This window comes from Sulfurospirillum sp. SCADC (genome assembly GCF_000743525.1).
Taxonomy (GTDB): domain Bacteria; phylum Campylobacterota; class Campylobacteria; order Campylobacterales; family Sulfurospirillaceae; genus Sulfurospirillum.
Genome location: NZ_JQGK01000007.1, coordinates 1 through 17,391 on the forward strand (window position 1 = coordinate 1; position 17,391 = coordinate 17,391).

Genomic DNA, 17,391 nt, shown 5'->3' on the forward strand with positions numbered 1-17,391 from the left:
GTTTTGGGTTTTTCAGGGTCGACTAGATAGATAAAAAACGGTTAGCCCTTGATTTCAAGGGCTAAAACGTTTTACATGTAAATCTGTCCACCACTCTCTTTAAACTGCTCTGCTTGCTCTTCCAAGCCTTTTTCCAGCGCAACATTAACATCTTCCGCACCGATTTTAGCGGCGTAGTCACGTACGTCTTGAGAAATTTTCATCGAACAAAATTTTGGGCCACACATGGAGCAAAAATGGGCGACTTTCGCACTTTCAACGGGTAGGGTTTTGTCGTGGTATTCACGAGCACGGTCTGGGTCGAAGCCGATGTTGAACTGGTCGTACCATCTAAATTCAAAGCGGGCTTTGCTCATGGCGTTATCACGGATTTGCGCACCTGGGAAGCCTTTGGCGAGGTCGGCGGCGTGGGCGGCGATTTTGTAGGCGATGATGCCTTCTTTGACGTCTTCACGGTTGGGTAAGCCTAGGTGCTCTTTTGGGGTGACGTAGCAGAGCATCGCCGTGCCGTACCAGCCGATTTGCGCCGCACCGATGGCGGAGGTGATGTGGTCGTACCCTGGGGCGACATCGGTGACGAGGGGTCCAAGGGTATAAAAAGGCGCTTCAAAACAGTCCTCTAGCTCTTTGGTCATATTTTCTTTGATTTTTTGCATTGGCACGTGTCCAGGGCCTTCTATCATCACTTGCACATCGTGTTTCCATGCGATTTTGGTGAGTTTTCCTAAGGTTTCAAGTTCAGCAAATTGGGCTTCATCGTTCGCATCGTAGAGTGAACCGGGGCGCAAGCCATCTCCGAGTGAAAAGGCGACGTCGTAGGCTTTCATAATGTCACAGATTTCCTCAAAATGGGTGTATAAGAAGCTTTCTTTGTGATGGTGAAGACACCATTTTGCCATGATGCTTCCACCACGAGAAACAATGCCTGTGAGACGTTTCGCCGTCATTGGCACGTAAGCGAGGCGCACGCCTGCGTGAATGGTGAAGTAGTCCACGCCTTGTTCGGCTTGTTCGATGAGGGTGTCACGGAACACTTCCCACGTAAGGTCTTCGGCGATGCCGTTTACTTTCTCTAACGCCTGATAAATCGGTACGGTTCCGATAGGTACAGCGGAGTTGCGAAGTATCCACTCTCTGGTTTCGTGGATGTTTTTGCCTGTTGACAAGTCCATAACGGTGTCACCACCCCAACGGGTTGACCAAAGCATCTTCTCAACCTCTTCTTCGATGGAGGAAGTAGTGGCGGAATTGCCGATGTTGGCGTTGATCTTGACCATAAAATTGCGCCCGATGATCATCGGCTCCGCTTCGGGGTGGTTGACATTGAGTGGTAGTACCGCACGACCTGCGGCGATCTCTTGGCGGACAAATTCTGGGGTGTAAACTTCAGGTAGATTGGCTCCAAAATGCTCACCCTTGTGTTGCGTGCCTAAGAGTTTGTTTTTGCGTGCCTCTTCAAGGTTACAGTTTTCACGAATGGCGACATACTCCATCTCCGGCGTGACGATGCCAGCACGGGCGTAGTGCATTTGAGTGATATTTTTGCCCGCTTTCGCACGTCGTGGCTTTTTGAGATTAGGAAAACGTAGCGCGTTTAACTCTTGGTCGTCGTGGCGTTTGTGAAAATAGATGGAGCTAAAATCCTCTAATTGTTCGGTATCTCCTCGCTCTTCGATCCACTTGGCACGAATTGGCTTTAAGCCTTGATGCAGGTCGATTTTGACATTGGGGTCGGTATAAACACCTGAAGTGTCGTAAACGTGAAGCGGTGGGTTTTCCTCAAAGGTGCCATCTCTCAAAGAGGTTGGGCTGAGGGTGATTTCGCGCATCGGGACTTGGATGTCAGCCCTTGTGCCTTGAATGTAAATTTTCTTGGAACTTGGGAAGTTTTGAATGTATGAAGCATCTATTTTTTCGAGGTTGTCGAGTACTTTACTCATAAGTTTATCTCCTTATTTCCTACGCTGGCATTACCCAGATCAGGTTCGTGAAGCCACATTAATGGACTTCTTGGGGTATCATCTCAGCCATACGTTCGGCACCCCCACAGACAATGATACGGGAATGATTATACAAAGCTATGCCCAAAAGAGACTTAAGAAAAAACGTTGGGCAGAAGAAAGGGTGTTTTTGTATAAGGGACGTTTCTTTTCTTTACATGTAAAGATTATTTTGCGATGACGAAGGTGCTGTTTTTGATTTGGTAGTGTTGTGTCTCTTTGAGTGGTATGGGAAACGGGGTGGCGACATTGCCCATAAATTCGGGTACGCTGAGGCGGTAGTCGTTGGTGGGGTATTTCTCTTCCAAGAGGACTTTCGCAGAGCCGATGATTTGGTTGGCGAGCTCTTTAAGCAGATCATCAAGGTCGTCTTCGCAGAGATTTTCTTCAAAAAGAAGGTTTAGTGCGATCTCATCCAACACCTTCTTTTCAAAAAAAAGATACCACGTATGTTCCATCTCATTTTCGATGAGGGCAATGGCGGAACCATAAAAATAGCTTCCTATTTCGGACGCTTTTTGTGGAACTTCACACAAAATGGTTGAGCAGAAATTCTCGGTCGCTTGGATCACAGCTTCTTGCATGGTTTTCCCTTGACGTGAATGGATGAACCATTATAAGTTAAACTCTTTAAATTATGGATTAAATAAAAATTGAGCACGCAATAGCGTTATATTTTTGTTAAAAACGCTACAATGGCGTTTTGATTTTTTACAGAATAAGGGAATTTTATGCACGCAAAAGGGCTTTCACGAGGTCTTAAAAATAGACACGTCCAACTTATTGCACTGGGCGGTGCTATTGGAACGGGTCTTTTTTTAGGGGTTTCTACTACGGTTCAACTCACAGGTCCAGCGGTACTTTTAGGGTATGCGTTGGGGGGATTTATTGCATTTATGATTATGCGTCAACTGGGCGAAATGGTCGTCGAAGAGCCAGTGGCAGGCTCATTTAGTCACTTCGCGAACAAATACTGGCATCCATTCGCTGGCTTTGCCTCAGGCTGGAATTACTGGATACTCTACGTTTTAGTCGGTATGGCAGAACTGACCGCCATTGGTACGTTTGTGCATTTTTGGCTTCCAAACATTCCGACATGGGCATCGGCGGCGTTTTTCTTTGTTTTAGTTAACCTTGTCAATTTGGTCAATGTACGCATTTACGGAGAGTTTGAGTTTTGGTTTTCCATCATCAAAGTCGCAGCGATTATCGCGATGATCGCATTTGGAAGTTACTTGCTGATCAGTGGAAACGGTGGTGAAAGTGCGCACTTTAGCAACCTTTGGGCGTTGGAGGGTGGATTTTTCCCTCATGGCATTCAAGGCTTTTTGATGGCGATGGTCTTCATCATGTTCTCGTTTGGTGGATTGGAGCTCATCGGCATTGCAGCCGCTGAGACGGACGATCCAAGCCATACGATTCCACGCGCGACCAACCAAGTCATTTACCGCATTCTCATCTTTTACATCGGCGCACTGGCGATCTTGCTCTCACTTATGCCATGGATGAATATGACCAAAGACGTGACACCGTTTGTGATGGTGTTTAGCAGTCTCAATGAAAATTTCATCGCGCATGTGCTGAATGCCATCGTGCTTACCGCCGCACTTTCGGTCTATAACAGCGGTGTTTACTCGAACTCTCGTATGCTCTTTGGCTTAGCCGCACAAGGCAATGCACCCAAGATGCTGATGAGCTTAAACGCTAAAGGTGTGCCTGTCAATGCGGTGCTTTTCTCAGCGCTCATTACGGGACTGTGTGTCGTACTCAACTACTTTATGCCCGAAGATGCGTTTAAATTTTTGATGGCATTGGTCGTTTCAGCGCTTGTCGTCAACTGGTTTATGATCAGCTTTGCGCATCTCAAATTTCGTTATGCAAAGATCAAAGAGGGCGTGGAGCCTAAGTTTAAAGCGTTTTGGTTCCCTGTGGGCAACATCATCTGCCTTCTTTTCTTTGTGATGATTTTGGTCATTATGCTGTTTATCGATGGTATTAACATCTCGGTTTATCTCATCCCAGCTTGGATCGCACTCCTTGCCGTTGGGTACAAACTCTCTCGCAAATAATTCTAAGTCTTTACATGTAAAACGTTTTACATGTAAAGACGACTTCCCTCGCTAAACCACTCTTTAAATGGTTTATTAAGAGGGGTTCGAGTAAAATCTAACATCTTATAATTAAAGTTGGCATATCGATGTTGGTGGGGCTTGGATTCTTTGGTATTTTAGTAGGGTTTTCGTCTGGTTTTTTTGGTATCGGTGGTGGTACCATTTTAGTCCCAGCGCTCATCTATTTTGGCTATGATATCAAGATGGCGATTGGCATTTCGGTGATGCAGATGATCTTTAGCTCCATGTTTGGCTCGTATCATAATTATAAAGCAGGAAGTTTGGCGCTTAAGAGTGGCATTATCTTAGGAATTGGCTCTTTTATCGGCGCTGCTTTTAGTGGTATGATCGTCGACGCGATGCCCCATTTAGCGCTTTTAATGCTTTTTGCGCTTATTTTACTGCTTTCGATTTATAAAATGTTTACCGCAAACCTTGAGCCAAAACTTCACCCCAACGAATCCATCGTTTTGCTTCTACTGATCGGCGTCGTTGTGGGCGCACTTTCCATTAGCACGGGAACGGGTGGGGCTATTTTTCTCACCCCTGCGCTGGTTGGCTTCTTGGGATGGGACATTAAAAAAGCGGTGGGAACGACCCTCTTTTTTGTGATTTTTGGCTCTATTTCAGGCTTTATCAGTCTTTCGCTGCATGGCTATGTGGATTATGCGGTGGGGGCTACGATTGGTATGGGTTCTGTTATGGGGGTTTATTTTGGTGTTAAACTATCGCACCGCATCGAAAAAAAGATGCAAAGACGCGCATTGTTGATCTTGTATACGGTTATGTTTATCCTAACCTTCAATAAAATTTTAAGTGAGATGAATGTCCTATGATAAAAATTTACGGCGCTAGAGAGAATAATCTTAAAAATATCAACCTAGAAATTCCCAAAAACAAACTCGTGGTTTTTACGGGGCTTAGTGGAAGTGGTAAAAGTACGTTGGCGTTTGATACGCTCTACGCCGAGGGTCAACGTCGCTACATCGAGTCGCTTTCGTCTTATGCCAGACAGTTTTTGGACCGTGTGGGAAAACCCGATGTCGATAAAATCGAAGGATTAACCCCTGCCATTGCGATTGATCAAAAGACAACGAGCAAAAACCCACGCTCAACCGTGGGAACGATTACGGAGATTTACGATTATCTGCGCCTTTTGTACGCGCGTGTGGGAAAACAGCACTGTCATCTTTGTGGTAAAGAGATCTCCCAGATGTCGGTGGCGGACATCATCGAGCAGGTTTTAAAACTGCCTCCTGAGACGAAGCTTTCCATTTTGGCGCCACTGGTACGCGAGAAAAAAGGAAGTTTTGCCGACATGATCGAGTCGCTTCGTCACAAAGGCTATGTGCGAGCACTGGTCGATGGCGTGATGGTGCGGTTGGATGAAGAGATCGAGCTTTTGAAAACTAAAAAACATACCATTAAAGTCATCATCGACCGTGTCGTGGTGCGTGATGAAAACAGAGATCGTATTGCTACGGACATTGAAAAAGCACTTTTGGAGAGTTACGGCGAAGTGGAACTGGACATCTCCAATGCCGAAGAAGTAGGGCTTGCAACGTCTCACATTCATTACAGCGAACATTTGGCGTGTTTTGATTGTAAGATCAGTTTTGAACCCCTCGAGCCGCTCTCGTTTTCGTTTAACTCGCCCAAAGGTGCCTGTCCAACGTGCGATGGTTTGGGTATTCGCTACACGCTTGATTTGAAGAAAATCATCAATGAACATGTGAGTATCGAAGAGGGTGCGATTAAAATCTTTTATGGCTTTAATAAAAGCTTTTACGCTAAATTCTTGCAAGCGTTTTGTGAAGCGGCAGGCATTAATACCAAAATACCGTATGAAGAGTTAGAGGAGTACCAACAAAAAGCTATTTTGCACGGTGGCGTGGAAGATGCGACCTTCTTTTGGAAAAAACATAAGCTGACCCGTAAATGGGAAGGTGTGATCAAAATCGCTTACGATATGCTCAAAGATGAAAAAGAGCTTGGCGATTATATGAGTGAAAAGACGTGCGACACGTGTGGTGGATACCGTCTGAAAAAAGAGAGTCTAGCAGTGCGTTTAGCCAAGAAAAACATCGCCGATATTTTGGAACTCCCCATCGATCAATGTTTGGCTTTTTTCAAAGACGAAAAAAACTTTGCTTCGATGAAAGCCCAGCACAAGATGATCTCGGAGCCTATTTTAAAAGAGATCAAAGAGCGTCTGTTTTTCCTATTTGACGTGGGTCTGGGCTACATCAGCCTTGGGCGCGATGCACGAACGATCAGTGGTGGTGAGGCACAGCGGATTCGTATTGCTTCGCAAATTGGGAGTGGTTTGACAGGTGTCATGTACGTGCTTGATGAGCCAAGCATCGGGTTGCATGAACGCGATACACTTAAACTGATCCGAACGCTGCGCAGTTTGCAGAAAAAAGGCAACTCGGTGATTGTCGTTGAACATGATAAAGAGACGATCAAAACCGCTGATTTTATTGTGGACATTGGTCCAGGCGCTGGTAAGTTTGGGGGCGAAGTGGTCTTTCAAGGCACCAACGAAGAGCTTTTAAAAAGCAATACGCTCACCGCGCAATACCTCAATGGCACAAAAGTCATTAACTACCGAGAAAACCGCAAACAAGAGCGTTGGATCGAACTCAACCATGTCACGATCAACAATATTCAAAATCTTGATGTCAAAATTCCTTTGGGAAATCTTGTCGCCATTACCGGCGTGAGTGGCAGTGGTAAGAGCTCACTGATTCTTCAAACCTTGCTTCCTGTTGCCAAAGAGTATCTGAATCGTGCAAAAAAAGTGAACAAAGTTGCGGGTGTTGAGTGCATTGGACTCGATCAACTCGATAAAGTGATCTATCTGGATCAAAGCCCGATCGGTAGGACACCTCGTTCAAATCCTGCGACCTATACAGGCGTCATGGATGAGATCAGGGCTCTGTTTGCGAAAACCAAAGAGGCGCAAATTCGTGGTTACAGTGTCGGCCGATTTTCGTTTAACGTGAAGGGTGGACGGTGTGAGAAGTGCCAAGGCGATGGCGAAATTAAGATAGAGATGCACTTCTTACCCGATATTATGGTCAAGTGTGATGTATGTAAAGGGCATCGCTACAACGCACAAACCTTGGAAATCAAGTACAAAGGCAAGTCCATTTCGGACGTTTTAAGTATGAGCGTGGATGAAGCGTACGAGTTTTTCAAAGCGATTCCTAAAATTAACCAAAAAGTGCAAACGTTGGCAGATGTTGGTTTGGGCTACATTACACTTGGGCAAAATGCGGTAACACTGAGTGGTGGCGAAGCACAACGCATCAAACTTGCCAAAGAGCTGAGCAAGAGAGATACCGGCAATACTCTCTACGTTTTGGATGAGCCAACGACGGGTTTACACTTCGCCGACGTCGATAGATTGGTCAAAGTGTTACACCATCTCACAGATATGGGTAACTCGGTTTTGGTCATTGAGCATAACATGGATGTGATTAAGAATGCAGACTATATGATCGATATGGGACCAGAGGGTGGAAGCTATGGAGGGCGTATAATCGCGGTTGGAACGCCATTGGACGTTGCTAAAAATTCAGAAAAATCCGAAAGTTATACGGGGAAATTTTTAGCCCTGGAATTGGAATCAGAAACGAAAAAGCCTTAAATGTTTCTTTTAGTAACTCTTTTTAACTGAAAAAAACCTAGGAATCTCTTTACATGTAACCCTACATAAGTTAGACACATCTTTTCATTATAATCGCTCTATCTAAAAATTCAAAGGATCTTTCTTGGAACAGGTTACGAGTGTTGTAAAGAAAAAAGATTGGAAAAGTTATACCCTTAAAAGTTTGGCATTTTGGGTTGTTTTTGCCATTATTGCGGGTATTGTGTTTGGTATGGTTGACCCTACTATGGCGGTACTCGCCAAACCAGGTATCGATTGGTTTATTCAAATTCTTAAATGGCTTGTAGGACCGATTATCTTTTTAACGATCATCTCAGGTATTGTAGGGCTTGAGAGTCTTAAAGAAGTTGGCTCTATCGGTTTTAAGGCGTTTGTCTATTTTGAAATTGTGAGTACGTTTGCTTTGGCAATCGGTGTACTCTTTGGCAATCTTTTTGGCCCAGGAAACGGCATGAACCTCTCGGTTGAGTCGTTGGATCCTAAGAGTGTTGCTAAGTTTACAAACGCTAACCAAGATGTTGGCTCGTTTATGTCGATTCTAAAAAGTGCGATTCCTCACGATCCTATCACACCGTTTATCCATGGTAACACACTGCAAGTGCTTGTGATGGCACTCACGTTTGCCATTTTAATCTCTGCGTTTGGTGGAAAACATAAACCAACGATTTTGAAGCCTCTTGAAATGGCTCAGAACTTTTTCTTTAAAATCTTAACGATTTTGATGTGGCTTAGTCCCGTTGCATCATTCAGTGCGATGGCGTTTTTGATCGGTAAATTTGGTATTGCCTCTCTTATCAATATGGCAAGTTTACTCGGTGTTATGGCAATCTCCGTTCTTGCCTTTATCTTTGGTGTGCTGGGTATCATCATGGCAATTTTTAAGATCAACATCTTCAAATTTATGCGTTTTATCGCTAAAGAGGTCTTGATCGTCTTTGCAACCTCTTCCAGTGAATCGGCTCTTGCTCCACTCATGAAACGACTTGAGGCAGCAGGGGTTAGTCGAGGAACCACGGGACTTGTGATTCCTACGGGTTATTCGTTTAACCTTGATTGTACGAACATCTATCTCTCCTTGTCGATTATTTTTATCTCTCAAGCGTTTAACATTCCACTCACCCTTGCGGAAGAGCTTTCGATCATCTTCATCCTTATGGTCACCTCTAAAGGTGCGGTGGGTGTTACAGGCTCAGGCTTTATCGTGCTTGCAGGAACCTTATCAGCGATGGGTGGCGCAATTCCTGTGGTCACCGTTGCGGTTCTTTTGGGAGTGGATAAGTTTATGAGTGAGATGCGAGCGGTGGGAAATCTCTGTGGAAACGCAGTAGCCGCCGTTGTGGTAGGTGCTTGGGATAAACAGATCGATATGGAAAAATTTAAATATGCTCTTGATCATCCTGAAAGTGTTGAAGACGTAATTCCTGGTTAATCTTCGTGTAAAGCTAATGAGGAAAATCCTCATTAGCGCTCTTTTTTAACGGTAAAAATCTCATTAAAATCCTCTCTGCTGTGTCATAATCAAAGAAATAATTCGCTTATTCGCACGCACATAAGTGCTTACATGTAAACATTTATAGACGCTGTTTTTAGAGTGAGTATCACAAAGGGATTGTATTGGACGCGCTTAAGGTAAAAAAAGTATCTCGAAGAGATTGGACGCACTATACGGTTAAAAGTTTGGCTTTTTGGGTGGTTGTGGCGATTATCTCCGGTGTAACGCTTGGGATGGTTGATCCAACTCTTGCGGTCAAAGCAAAACCAGGGATTGATTGGTTTGTTCAGGTGTTAAAATGGTTGGTGGGACCGATTATCTTTTTAACGATTATCTCAGGAATTGTTGGACTCGAAAGCCTTAAAGAGGTGGGTTCCATCGGGCTTAAGGCGTTCATCTATTTTGAAGTGGTGAGTACGTTTGCGCTTGCCATTGGCGTGCTCTTTGGAAATATTCTCAAACCTGGGCATGGAATGAACCTGAGCGTTGAGTCTTTAGACGCTTCGAGTGTGGCGAATTTTACCAAAACAGGGCAAGAGAGTGCAACGGCGTGGAGCATTTTAAAAAGCGCTATTCCTCATGATCCGATTACCCCATTTTTGCATGGCAATACCCTTCAAGTTTTGGTGATGGCGTTGGTTTTAGCGGTTCTGCTCTCTGCGTTTGGTGGCAAATACAAACCTGCCATCTTAAAACCTCTCGAGCAGGTGCAAAACGTTTTCTTTAAAATTTTAACGTTTGTGATGTGGCTAAGCCCACTGGCGAGTTTTAGCGCGATGGCATTTTTGATCGGTAAATTTGGCATTGCTTCTTTGATTGGTATGGCAAGTTTGCTGGGCGTTATGCTGGTTTCGGTTTTGGTCTTTTTATTTGGTGTTCTTGGTCTTATCTTGTGTTTTTTCAAAATCAATGTCTTTAAATTTATGCGCTTTATCGCCAAAGAAGTTTTAATTGTCTTTGCAACCTCTTCAAGCGAATCGGCATTAGCCCCTTTAATGCGCAAACTAGAAGCAGCAGGGGTGAGTCGCGGAACCACGGGGCTTGTGATTCCAACGGGTTATTCGTTTAACCTTGATTGTACCAACATCTACCTCTCGCTCTCCATCATCTTTTTGGCGCAAGCCTTTAACATTCCCCTCACGCTCTCCCATGAGCTCTCCATCATCTTTATTTTGATGGTGGCTTCCAAAGGTGCGGTGGGCGTCACGGGTTCAGGCTTTATCGTGCTTGCAGGTACGCTCTCAGCAATGGGCGATGTGATTCCTGTCGTAACGGTGGCGGTTTTACTTGGGGTTGATAAATTTATGAGCGAGATGCGTGCGGTCGGTAACCTGTGTGGTAACGCGGTTGCGGCGGTGGTCGTTGGCGCTTGGGATAAACAGATCGATATGGAAAAATTCAAATACACACTGGATCACCCCGAAAGCGTTGAAGACGTCATTCCTTTGTAGTCGCATGCAACGAATTGGAGTTCTTGCGAAGCTATGGTTGTAAGAACTCTTCTAGGCGGCTTCTCTCATTAGCTTTTTAACTAAAGCGCGCTATAATCTTTAACAAATTCATAAAGAGAGATGACAGCATGCTTGAAGAGATAGCTGAGCGCATCAAATCACTTCCACCCCTTCCCAAAAGTTTCCATCAAATGACGTTGATCTGCAAAGATCCCAATGCCAGTGTCAACGACCTTGCCCGTGTGATCGAAGAAGATCCGATGATGGTCGCGAACCTTTTAAAGGTGGCAAACTCTCCTTTGTATGGCTTTAGACGCGAAATTAAGAGCGTGGTGCAAGCCGTCGGTCTATTTGGAATGTCCACAACCCGCTCGTTGGTGATGGACATGTCGATTAAAAAACTCTTACATGTAGACATGGCGCCCTATGGCATTACGCCTGAAGAGTTCGCCTCTATCTCAAGTTTACAGAGTGCCTTGATGTTACAGTGGTACGGCAAAGTCGATGCGAGCAAGGTTGATCTGCTTTTCCTTGCAGCACTTTTGCAAGAGACGGGCAAAATTCTCATCGCTGATGAGATCGCTAAAAATAATGAAACCTATCAATTTCGCTCTGAAATAGAGAGCTGCAATAACATCGCCGATGTCGAGCGCATGTTTGTGCGCATCACGAGCAGTGAGGTAACCTCACGCATCTTCAAACACTGGAAATTTGATAAAACAATGGTCGAGGCGATCGAATACACCGATGCTGTCGGTGCAGCACCTGTGGTGATTCGTCCGTACTCTTTTGCACTAAAAGTCGTTAAAACAGCGATTCCTCTTAACGCACCCCTGAGTGAGCGCAGTGTCAATATGGCGCTGAAGCTTTTAGAGAAAGAGAAATTTGACCAAACGCTGTTTCTTGGCGTGATTCAGTCTCTTAGAAAATCTTACTAACTCGTTACATGTAAAGGCGCTTTTGTGAAAACACTTACCATCATTGATACCTTTGGCTTTTTTTTTAGAAACTATTTTGCACTTCCCCAACTGCGCAATTCCCAAGGCTTTCCCACAGGACTTTTGACGGGATTTGCCAATTTTATCTATGCGATCAAAAACGAGCACGACACCGATTATCTGCTATTTGCGCTCGATAGTAAAGGTAAGAATTTTCGACATACAATTGATCCTAATTACAAAGCCAACCGCCCTGAAGCACCCGAAGATTTAAGACGCCAGCTTCCCGTTGCGATTTCGTGGATCGAGAAAATGGGCTTTAAATGCTACAGCGAAGAGGGCTTTGAAGCCGATGATGTCATCGCCTCTGCGGTGCGTTTCGCCAAACACCATGACATCAAAGTACGCATCGTCACGCACGATAAAGACCTCTATCAACTTATCGATGATGGCAGAGTCGTTATCTACGATCCAATGAAAAAGATGGAGATCGATACCGAAAAATGTTTTGAGAAATTTGGCGTGTATCCGCATAAAATTAACGAATACCTCTCTCTTGTCGGCGATGTTGCCGATAATATCCCTGGAATCAAAGGCATTGGTCCTAAGGGGGCTAAAAAACTTTTGGACGAATACGAAACCGTGGAAGGCGTGTATGAAAATTTGGAGCGTATCACAAACCCTCGCGTGCAAGCGATGCTGGAGGAAGGGCGTGAAAATGCCTTTTTGAGCAAACAGTTGGTGCGCTTGGATGATTCGTTAAACATTGCCGATAAGTTTGACTCTTTTCACCTTCCTAGCGATAATCCACTGCTTAGCATTGCCGATGAACTTGAAAAATACGAACTGCGCCATATGCTCTCACGCGTGCGCAACGAAGCTTTACATGTAAAACCCAAAGAGGCGGTGAAAACGGGCTTTAACGCGATTTTGCTCGATGATGCCAAGATGCTGTTTAACACCATCGAAGGCATTGAAGAAGATACCATTGTCGCGTTTGATACCGAGACCAATGCGCTGGATGCGTATACCGCAAAGATCGTAGGCTTTTCCTTTGCGATCAATGAGGAAGAGGCGTACTACGTGCCCATCGCGCACCATTACTTAGGCGTGGGCGATCAGATCAGTCTAGCGGATGCGAAGAGGGCGTTGGAAGCGCTTTTCACCCACAAAATCGTAGGGCAAAATCTCAAATTTGATCTTGCCGTCATCGAAAACAATTTTGGCATCCGCGATGTCGCGATTTACGCCGATACGATGCTTTTGGCATGGCTGCTCAATCCTGAAACCACTGTCGGGCTTGACACACTTGCGCTTCGCTTTTTCAACCACGCGATGGTAAAGTTCAAAGAGGTCGTTGCCAAAGGTGAAAACTTTAGCAGCGTGCCGTTAGAAAAAGCATGCGAATATGCCAGCGAAGATGCGTGGATGACGCTTAAACTCTACCACAAACTTCAAGAGATGTTAGAGCCTCCTTTGCTTGATCTGGCAAAATCGGTGGAATTTCCGTTTATTAAAACTTTGATGAAGATGGAAAAAGAGGGTATCAAAGTCGATGCGCCTTATTTTGAGACACTTTTAAAACGAACCGATCATGCGATTGAAGCACTGAAAATAGAAATATTCGAGCTGTGTGACGCCACTTTTAACCTTAATTCGACGCAACAACTGGGTGCCGTTTTGTTTGAACAACTGGGACTTCCGACTGTGAAAAAGACCAAAACAGGCTACAGCACGGATGAGAATGTACTCAATGAACTGTTGGACAAACACCCAAGCATCGCGAAAATTCTAGAATACCGAGAGCTGTATAAACTGCGTTCGACCTACATTGAACCACTGCTTAAACTCTCAAAAGAGTCCCCAAAAGGTCGTATCCATACCTCATTTATGCAAACGGGAACCTCGACAGGAAGGCTGAGTTCGAAAGATCCGAACCTTCAAAATATTCCGGTTAAAACCGAACTGGGGCGCGAAGTGCGTGGCGGGTTTATCGCTAAAGAGGGCTATAAACTGATCGGCATCGACTACTCACAAATAGAGCTTAGGCTTTTGGCGCATTTTAGTGGTGATGAAGCGATGGTAGAAGCGTTTCGCTCTAACAAAGATATTCACAAAGAGACCGCACTCAAACTTTTTGGCGAAGCGGACGCAGCTGCTAAACGCGGTGTGGCAAAAAGCATTAACTTTGGGCTTTTGTACGGCATGGGACCCAAACGTTTGTCAGAGACGATTGGCATCAGCACCAAAGAGGCGAAGAGTTACATCGACAGCTATTTTGCAACGTTTCCAACGATTAAAAACTTCCTCACCGCGATTGCAGAGGGCGCTAAAAAAGAGGGCTTTGTGCAGACCCTTTTGGGGCGAAAGCGCTATTTTGACTTTGAACATGCCAATGGTATGCAATACGCAGGCTACCTTCGCGAAGCAGTCAATACCGTTTTTCAAGGCAGTGCCGCCGATCTCATTAAGCTTTCGATGAATAAAATTATGACGACCCTCGTGGATGATGAGGCAAAACTCTTGCTTCAAATTCACGATGAGCTGATTTTTGAAGTCAAAGAGGAGCGGGCGGAAGCCTTTGCTGCGCAGGCACAAAACGTGATGGAAGAGATTTACGCACTTAAGGTGCCACTGAAAGTATCGATTGCGATAGGCAATAATTGGGGAGAATTGAAATGATCGAAGTGTTGCTGTTAGCTTTTGCTCTGAGTATGGACGCTTTTGCGGTTTCCATCGGTCTTGGGGCAAAACAATACGGGTATACGACGAAAGCACTCGCCTTAAAAGCAGGGCTCTTTTTTGGTATTTTCCAAGCATTGATGCCACTGATTGGTTACGTGGGTGGAAAAGGTGTGCTTGGTTTTATCAGCGAATACGCTCATTTCATCGCCTTTGGACTCTTGTTGCTCATTGGCGCAAAAATGATCTACGAAGGGCTCAATGAAGGCGTAGGTGAAGAGCTTGCAAAGATTACCAATAAAATCATGCTCACCTTAGCGATTGCAACGAGCATTGACGCGATGGCGGCTGGCTTTAGTTTAATGCTCTTAGACCTCAATCCGCTCCTCGCCTGTGGCATCATCGGGTTTACCACCTTTGTCATCAGTTTTATCGGTGTGCATGTGGGAAAACTAACAGGCACATGGCTAGAGAGCAAAGCGGAGATTTTCGGTGGCGTGATTTTGGTGGTGATTGGATTTAGGATTCTGTTTTTCTAAGAGAGCGATGGCGAGTAATTTTTCAAGATTTTCTCACAGCGTTTATACTCAGGCATAAATTCGCTTACGCAGTTCCAAAAAGCTTTTTGGTGGTGTTTGTGCTTAATGTGTGAGAGTTCGTGGATGACGATGTAGGTGATGCACTCAAGAGGGAGTTGGGCTAGGCTTAAGTTGAAGCTGAGCTCATTGGTATGGCTGCAACTTCCCCACCGTTTCTTTGCTTTTCGAAAGCTGATTTTAGCAGGCTTCACTCCCATCAAAAAGCTCCACTCTTCCACCAAGCGTGTCACCAAGGGAATGCTCTTTTCTCTGTAAAACGACTCAGGCGTTTGGTTTACATGTAAAAGAATCGACTCCCCTAAGTAGAGTACTTTTCCCTCATTTTCAAATAACGATGCGACTGTTGTACGCTCTTGGACTACTTTCATTTTTGCAAAGATCCAGAGCGCTTTTTGCGCTACGAGGGAATGAATGTACGCGGTATTGGAAGAAGGGGTTTTGACGATGACCCCTTGGATGGGATCTATTTTGATGTAAAAGTTTTTTAGACGCTTGTTTGTGATGATGGAGTATGAAAGTTTTTCGCCTTCATACTCTAAAATGTTAGTCAAACCAGCTTTTGATTTTATCGAAGACGCTTTCAAATTTTTCATCTTTGTGTTTGGTTTCAATGCCAAATTCTGCTTGGAGTTTCTCAAGCATCTCTTTTTGCTCTTTGGTGAGTTTTTTAGGGTAACGAACCGAAATTTGTGCGATCATGCTTCCAAGTTGGTGGGTATGCACGTTTTTAACACCCTCTTTTTTGAAGATAAACTGCTGTTTATCTTTCGCGCCCAAAGGAAGTTCAAGCTCGGCTTCACCACGAATCGTTGGGATTTTGATCGTTTGTCCTAGGGCTACTTGGGTGAAAAAGACAGGCACTTCGATGTAAATATCATCGTTATGGCGCACAAAATGCTCATCTTCTTTGACGTGCACTAAGATGTAAAGATCACCCCTAGCGCCCCTCTCATCGATGTTTCCTTTACCTGCTACGCGAATGCGGTTGTTGTTATCGATGCCCTCTGGAATGTCGATGGTGACTTTATCATCCATTTGATTAAAGCCTTTGCCTTTGCAGCTTGGGCAGGGATTGGTGACAACACTGCCTTTACCACCACACGCTGGGCAGGTTTGTGAAAAGGTCATAAACCCTTGTCGGTAAAAGACTTGACCTTTGCCTTTACACTCTTTACATGTCGCCTTTGATTTGTCCTTACTGCCTGTACCATCACACGTTTCGCAGGGTTTCTTATAGCTGTAACTGACCTCTTTTTTGCATCCAAAAATGGCTTCGTTAAAGGCTAACGTGACTTCCGCTTCAAGGTCGAGGTTGTATTTGCGATTTTGTTTGGCACCATTGCCGCCAAACCCACCACTGCTGCCAAATCCTCCACCAAAGACGGACTCAAAGATGGAACCAAGGTCGCCCATAATGTCTTCATAGCGCATATCTGAGAAGTGGCTAAAGCCTTGGGAGTCGAGTCCTGATTTGCCATAACGATCATACGTGGCGCGCTTTTGCTCGTCGCTTAAGACTTGGTAGGCTTCATTGATCGCTTTAAATTTCTCTTCAGCCTCTTTGTCACCTTGGTTGCGGTCAGGATGGAATTGCAACGCTAATTTTCGATACGCCTTTTTAATCTCTGCAGCATCTGCAGATCTACTAATTTCCAATATTTCGTAATATTCTAGATCCACTATTGTTCTCTTTACATGTAAGATTTTGAAGAGTGAGATTTTACCAAATTCTAGTTTAAATTTTGGTTGTTAAGGTAGGTTAACAAATCGTTAAAGGCTTGTTAACAGCCACCTTGTACTATTTCAGTATCAAACTTTTAAGGAGTACATTATGAAAAGAACAATCTTAACACTCGCAACTCTGGTTGCGCTTGGAACAACGGGCGCGTTTGCGTATGGCATGAGTGGTAATTGCCAAGATATGCAGCCTGGCATGGGTATGAATGGTGGCAAAATGATGCCAGCACAAGGAATGCGCGGTGGTAGAGGCGACATGATGATGGGCATACCGATGCTTGAAAAACTCAATCTTACCGATGATCAAGAACATAAACTAGACGTGTTACGCAGTGAATTTAAACTCGAAATGACCAAACTACGTGATCCAAAAATGATGACTAAAATGCAAGATCTTATGAGTGGTGAGAGCTTCAATAAAAAAGAGTTCATTAAACTCAACACTGAAATGCACGAAAAAATGCTCACCGTTCAAGCCGATCATATGGAAAAAGTGTTTAACATTTTAACCAAAGAACAACGCGCTGAACTTAAAATATTGATGAGCCAAAAACCAAGTAAGCCTGCTCCTGGACAAGCACCTGCCCCTGTGAGTAAATAAACACCCTTTTTTTAAGATCCTTGAGACCTCCTTACCCGAGGTCTTTTCTCCCTATCTTCTTTACATGTAAACCTCTTTTTTTTCGCATGATTCCTTTTTTTTAC

General features: G+C 44.6%; 13 protein-coding genes and 1 riboswitch. Of the genes, 9 read left to right on the top strand and 4 right to left on the bottom strand.

Annotation, left to right across the window (positions count from 1 at the left end; translation table 11 throughout):
* Nucleotides 1-71 precede the first annotated feature (71 nt).
* Both thiC and JU57_RS05710 read right to left on the bottom strand, forming a co-directional pair.
* Nucleotides 72-1,940 carry a phosphomethylpyrimidine synthase ThiC gene (gene thiC / locus JU57_RS05705; protein WP_037958162.1) on the bottom strand — a complete coding sequence of 623 codons (1,869 nt, stop codon included), beginning with the start codon at nucleotides 1,938-1,940 and terminating at the stop codon, nucleotides 72-74.
* Nucleotides 1,939-2,056: riboswitch (TPP riboswitch) on the bottom strand. (Overlaps the previous gene by 2 nt.)
* Before the next feature lie 111 nt (nucleotides 2,057-2,167).
* Nucleotides 2,168-2,584: a chemotaxis protein CheX gene (locus JU57_RS05710; protein ID WP_037958165.1), complete on the bottom strand. Its 417-nt coding sequence runs from the start codon at nucleotides 2,582-2,584 to the stop codon at nucleotides 2,168-2,170.
* Nucleotides 2,585-2,731: 147 nt separating this feature from the next.
* Between JU57_RS05710 and JU57_RS05715 the strand changes: the two genes are divergently transcribed.
* From JU57_RS05715 to JU57_RS05750, 8 genes are all read left to right on the top strand, one after another.
* A complete protein-coding gene (locus JU57_RS05715; RefSeq protein ID WP_037958167.1) occupies nucleotides 2,732-4,069 on the top strand; it encodes an amino acid permease in 1,338 nt (445 codons plus the stop codon).
* Nucleotides 4,070-4,197: 128 nt separating this feature from the next.
* Nucleotides 4,198-4,947, top strand: a complete 750-nt coding sequence (locus JU57_RS05720) for a sulfite exporter TauE/SafE family protein (protein ID WP_037958170.1) — start codon at nucleotides 4,198-4,200, stop codon at nucleotides 4,945-4,947.
* Nucleotides 4,944-7,766, top strand: a complete 2,823-nt coding sequence (gene uvrA / locus JU57_RS05725; RefSeq protein ID WP_037958172.1) for an excinuclease ABC subunit UvrA — start codon at nucleotides 4,944-4,946, stop codon at nucleotides 7,764-7,766. The genes JU57_RS05720 and uvrA overlap by 4 nt, the downstream gene beginning before the upstream one ends.
* Before the next feature lie 124 nt (nucleotides 7,767-7,890).
* The gene (locus tag JU57_RS05730) at nucleotides 7,891-9,216 is read left to right on the top strand and encodes a cation:dicarboxylase symporter family transporter (protein WP_037958175.1); all 1,326 of its coding nucleotides are present in this window, start codon (nucleotides 7,891-7,893) and stop codon (nucleotides 9,214-9,216) included.
* A 185-nt stretch (nucleotides 9,217-9,401) separates the two neighbouring features.
* Nucleotides 9,402-10,730 (top strand): cation:dicarboxylase symporter family transporter, encoded by a 1,329-nt coding sequence (locus JU57_RS05735; protein WP_037958177.1) that lies wholly within the window; start codon nucleotides 9,402-9,404, stop codon nucleotides 10,728-10,730.
* 128 nt (nucleotides 10,731-10,858) lie between these two features.
* Nucleotides 10,859-11,668: an HDOD domain-containing protein gene (locus JU57_RS05740; protein ID WP_037958180.1), complete on the top strand. Its 810-nt coding sequence runs from the start codon at nucleotides 10,859-10,861 to the stop codon at nucleotides 11,666-11,668.
* A 24-nt stretch (nucleotides 11,669-11,692) separates the two neighbouring features.
* The gene (polA, locus tag JU57_RS05745) at nucleotides 11,693-14,350 is read left to right on the top strand and encodes a DNA polymerase I (RefSeq protein WP_037958183.1); all 2,658 of its coding nucleotides are present in this window, start codon (nucleotides 11,693-11,695) and stop codon (nucleotides 14,348-14,350) included.
* Complete coding sequence (locus JU57_RS05750; RefSeq protein WP_037958186.1) at nucleotides 14,347-14,889, top strand: manganese efflux pump MntP family protein; 543 nt, start codon at nucleotides 14,347-14,349, stop codon at nucleotides 14,887-14,889. The genes polA and JU57_RS05750 overlap by 4 nt, the downstream gene beginning before the upstream one ends.
* On the opposite strand, the gene JU57_RS05755 is transcribed toward JU57_RS05750, so the two are convergent.
* Nucleotides 14,886-15,500, bottom strand: coding sequence for a SprT family zinc-dependent metalloprotease (locus tag JU57_RS05755; RefSeq protein ID WP_294876157.1), 615 nt, complete (start codon nucleotides 15,498-15,500; stop codon nucleotides 14,886-14,888). The genes JU57_RS05750 and JU57_RS05755 overlap by 4 nt on opposite strands.
* Complete coding sequence (gene dnaJ / locus JU57_RS05760; protein ID WP_294876159.1) at nucleotides 15,493-16,629, bottom strand: molecular chaperone DnaJ; 1,137 nt, start codon at nucleotides 16,627-16,629, stop codon at nucleotides 15,493-15,495. The genes JU57_RS05755 and dnaJ overlap by 8 nt, the downstream gene beginning before the upstream one ends.
* A 151-nt stretch (nucleotides 16,630-16,780) precedes the next feature.
* Between dnaJ and JU57_RS05765 the strand changes: the two genes are divergently transcribed.
* Nucleotides 16,781-17,287, top strand: coding sequence for a Spy/CpxP family protein refolding chaperone (locus JU57_RS05765; RefSeq protein ID WP_037958193.1), 507 nt, complete (start codon nucleotides 16,781-16,783; stop codon nucleotides 17,285-17,287).
* Nucleotides 17,288-17,391 lie beyond the last annotated feature (104 nt).

Excerpts from the sequence above, each read along its gene's own strand:
- thiC (WP_037958162.1), bottom strand. The coding sequence starts at position 1,940 with ATGAGTAAAGTACTCGACAACCTCGAAAAAATAGATGCTTCATACATT.
- JU57_RS05710 (WP_037958165.1), bottom strand. The coding sequence starts at position 2,584 with ATGCAAGAAGCTGTGATCCAAGCGACCGAGAATTTCTGCTCAACCATT.
- JU57_RS05715 (WP_037958167.1), top strand. The coding sequence starts at position 2,732 with ATGCACGCAAAAGGGCTTTCACGAGGTCTTAAAAATAGACACGTCCAA.
- JU57_RS05720 (WP_037958170.1), top strand. The coding sequence starts at position 4,198 with ATGTTGGTGGGGCTTGGATTCTTTGGTATTTTAGTAGGGTTTTCGTCT.
- uvrA (WP_037958172.1), top strand. The coding sequence starts at position 4,944 with ATGATAAAAATTTACGGCGCTAGAGAGAATAATCTTAAAAATATCAAC.
- JU57_RS05740 (WP_037958180.1), top strand. The coding sequence starts at position 10,859 with ATGCTTGAAGAGATAGCTGAGCGCATCAAATCACTTCCACCCCTTCCC.
- JU57_RS05750 (WP_037958186.1), top strand. The coding sequence starts at position 14,347 with ATGATCGAAGTGTTGCTGTTAGCTTTTGCTCTGAGTATGGACGCTTTT.
- JU57_RS05765 (WP_037958193.1), top strand. The coding sequence starts at position 16,781 with ATGAAAAGAACAATCTTAACACTCGCAACTCTGGTTGCGCTTGGAACA.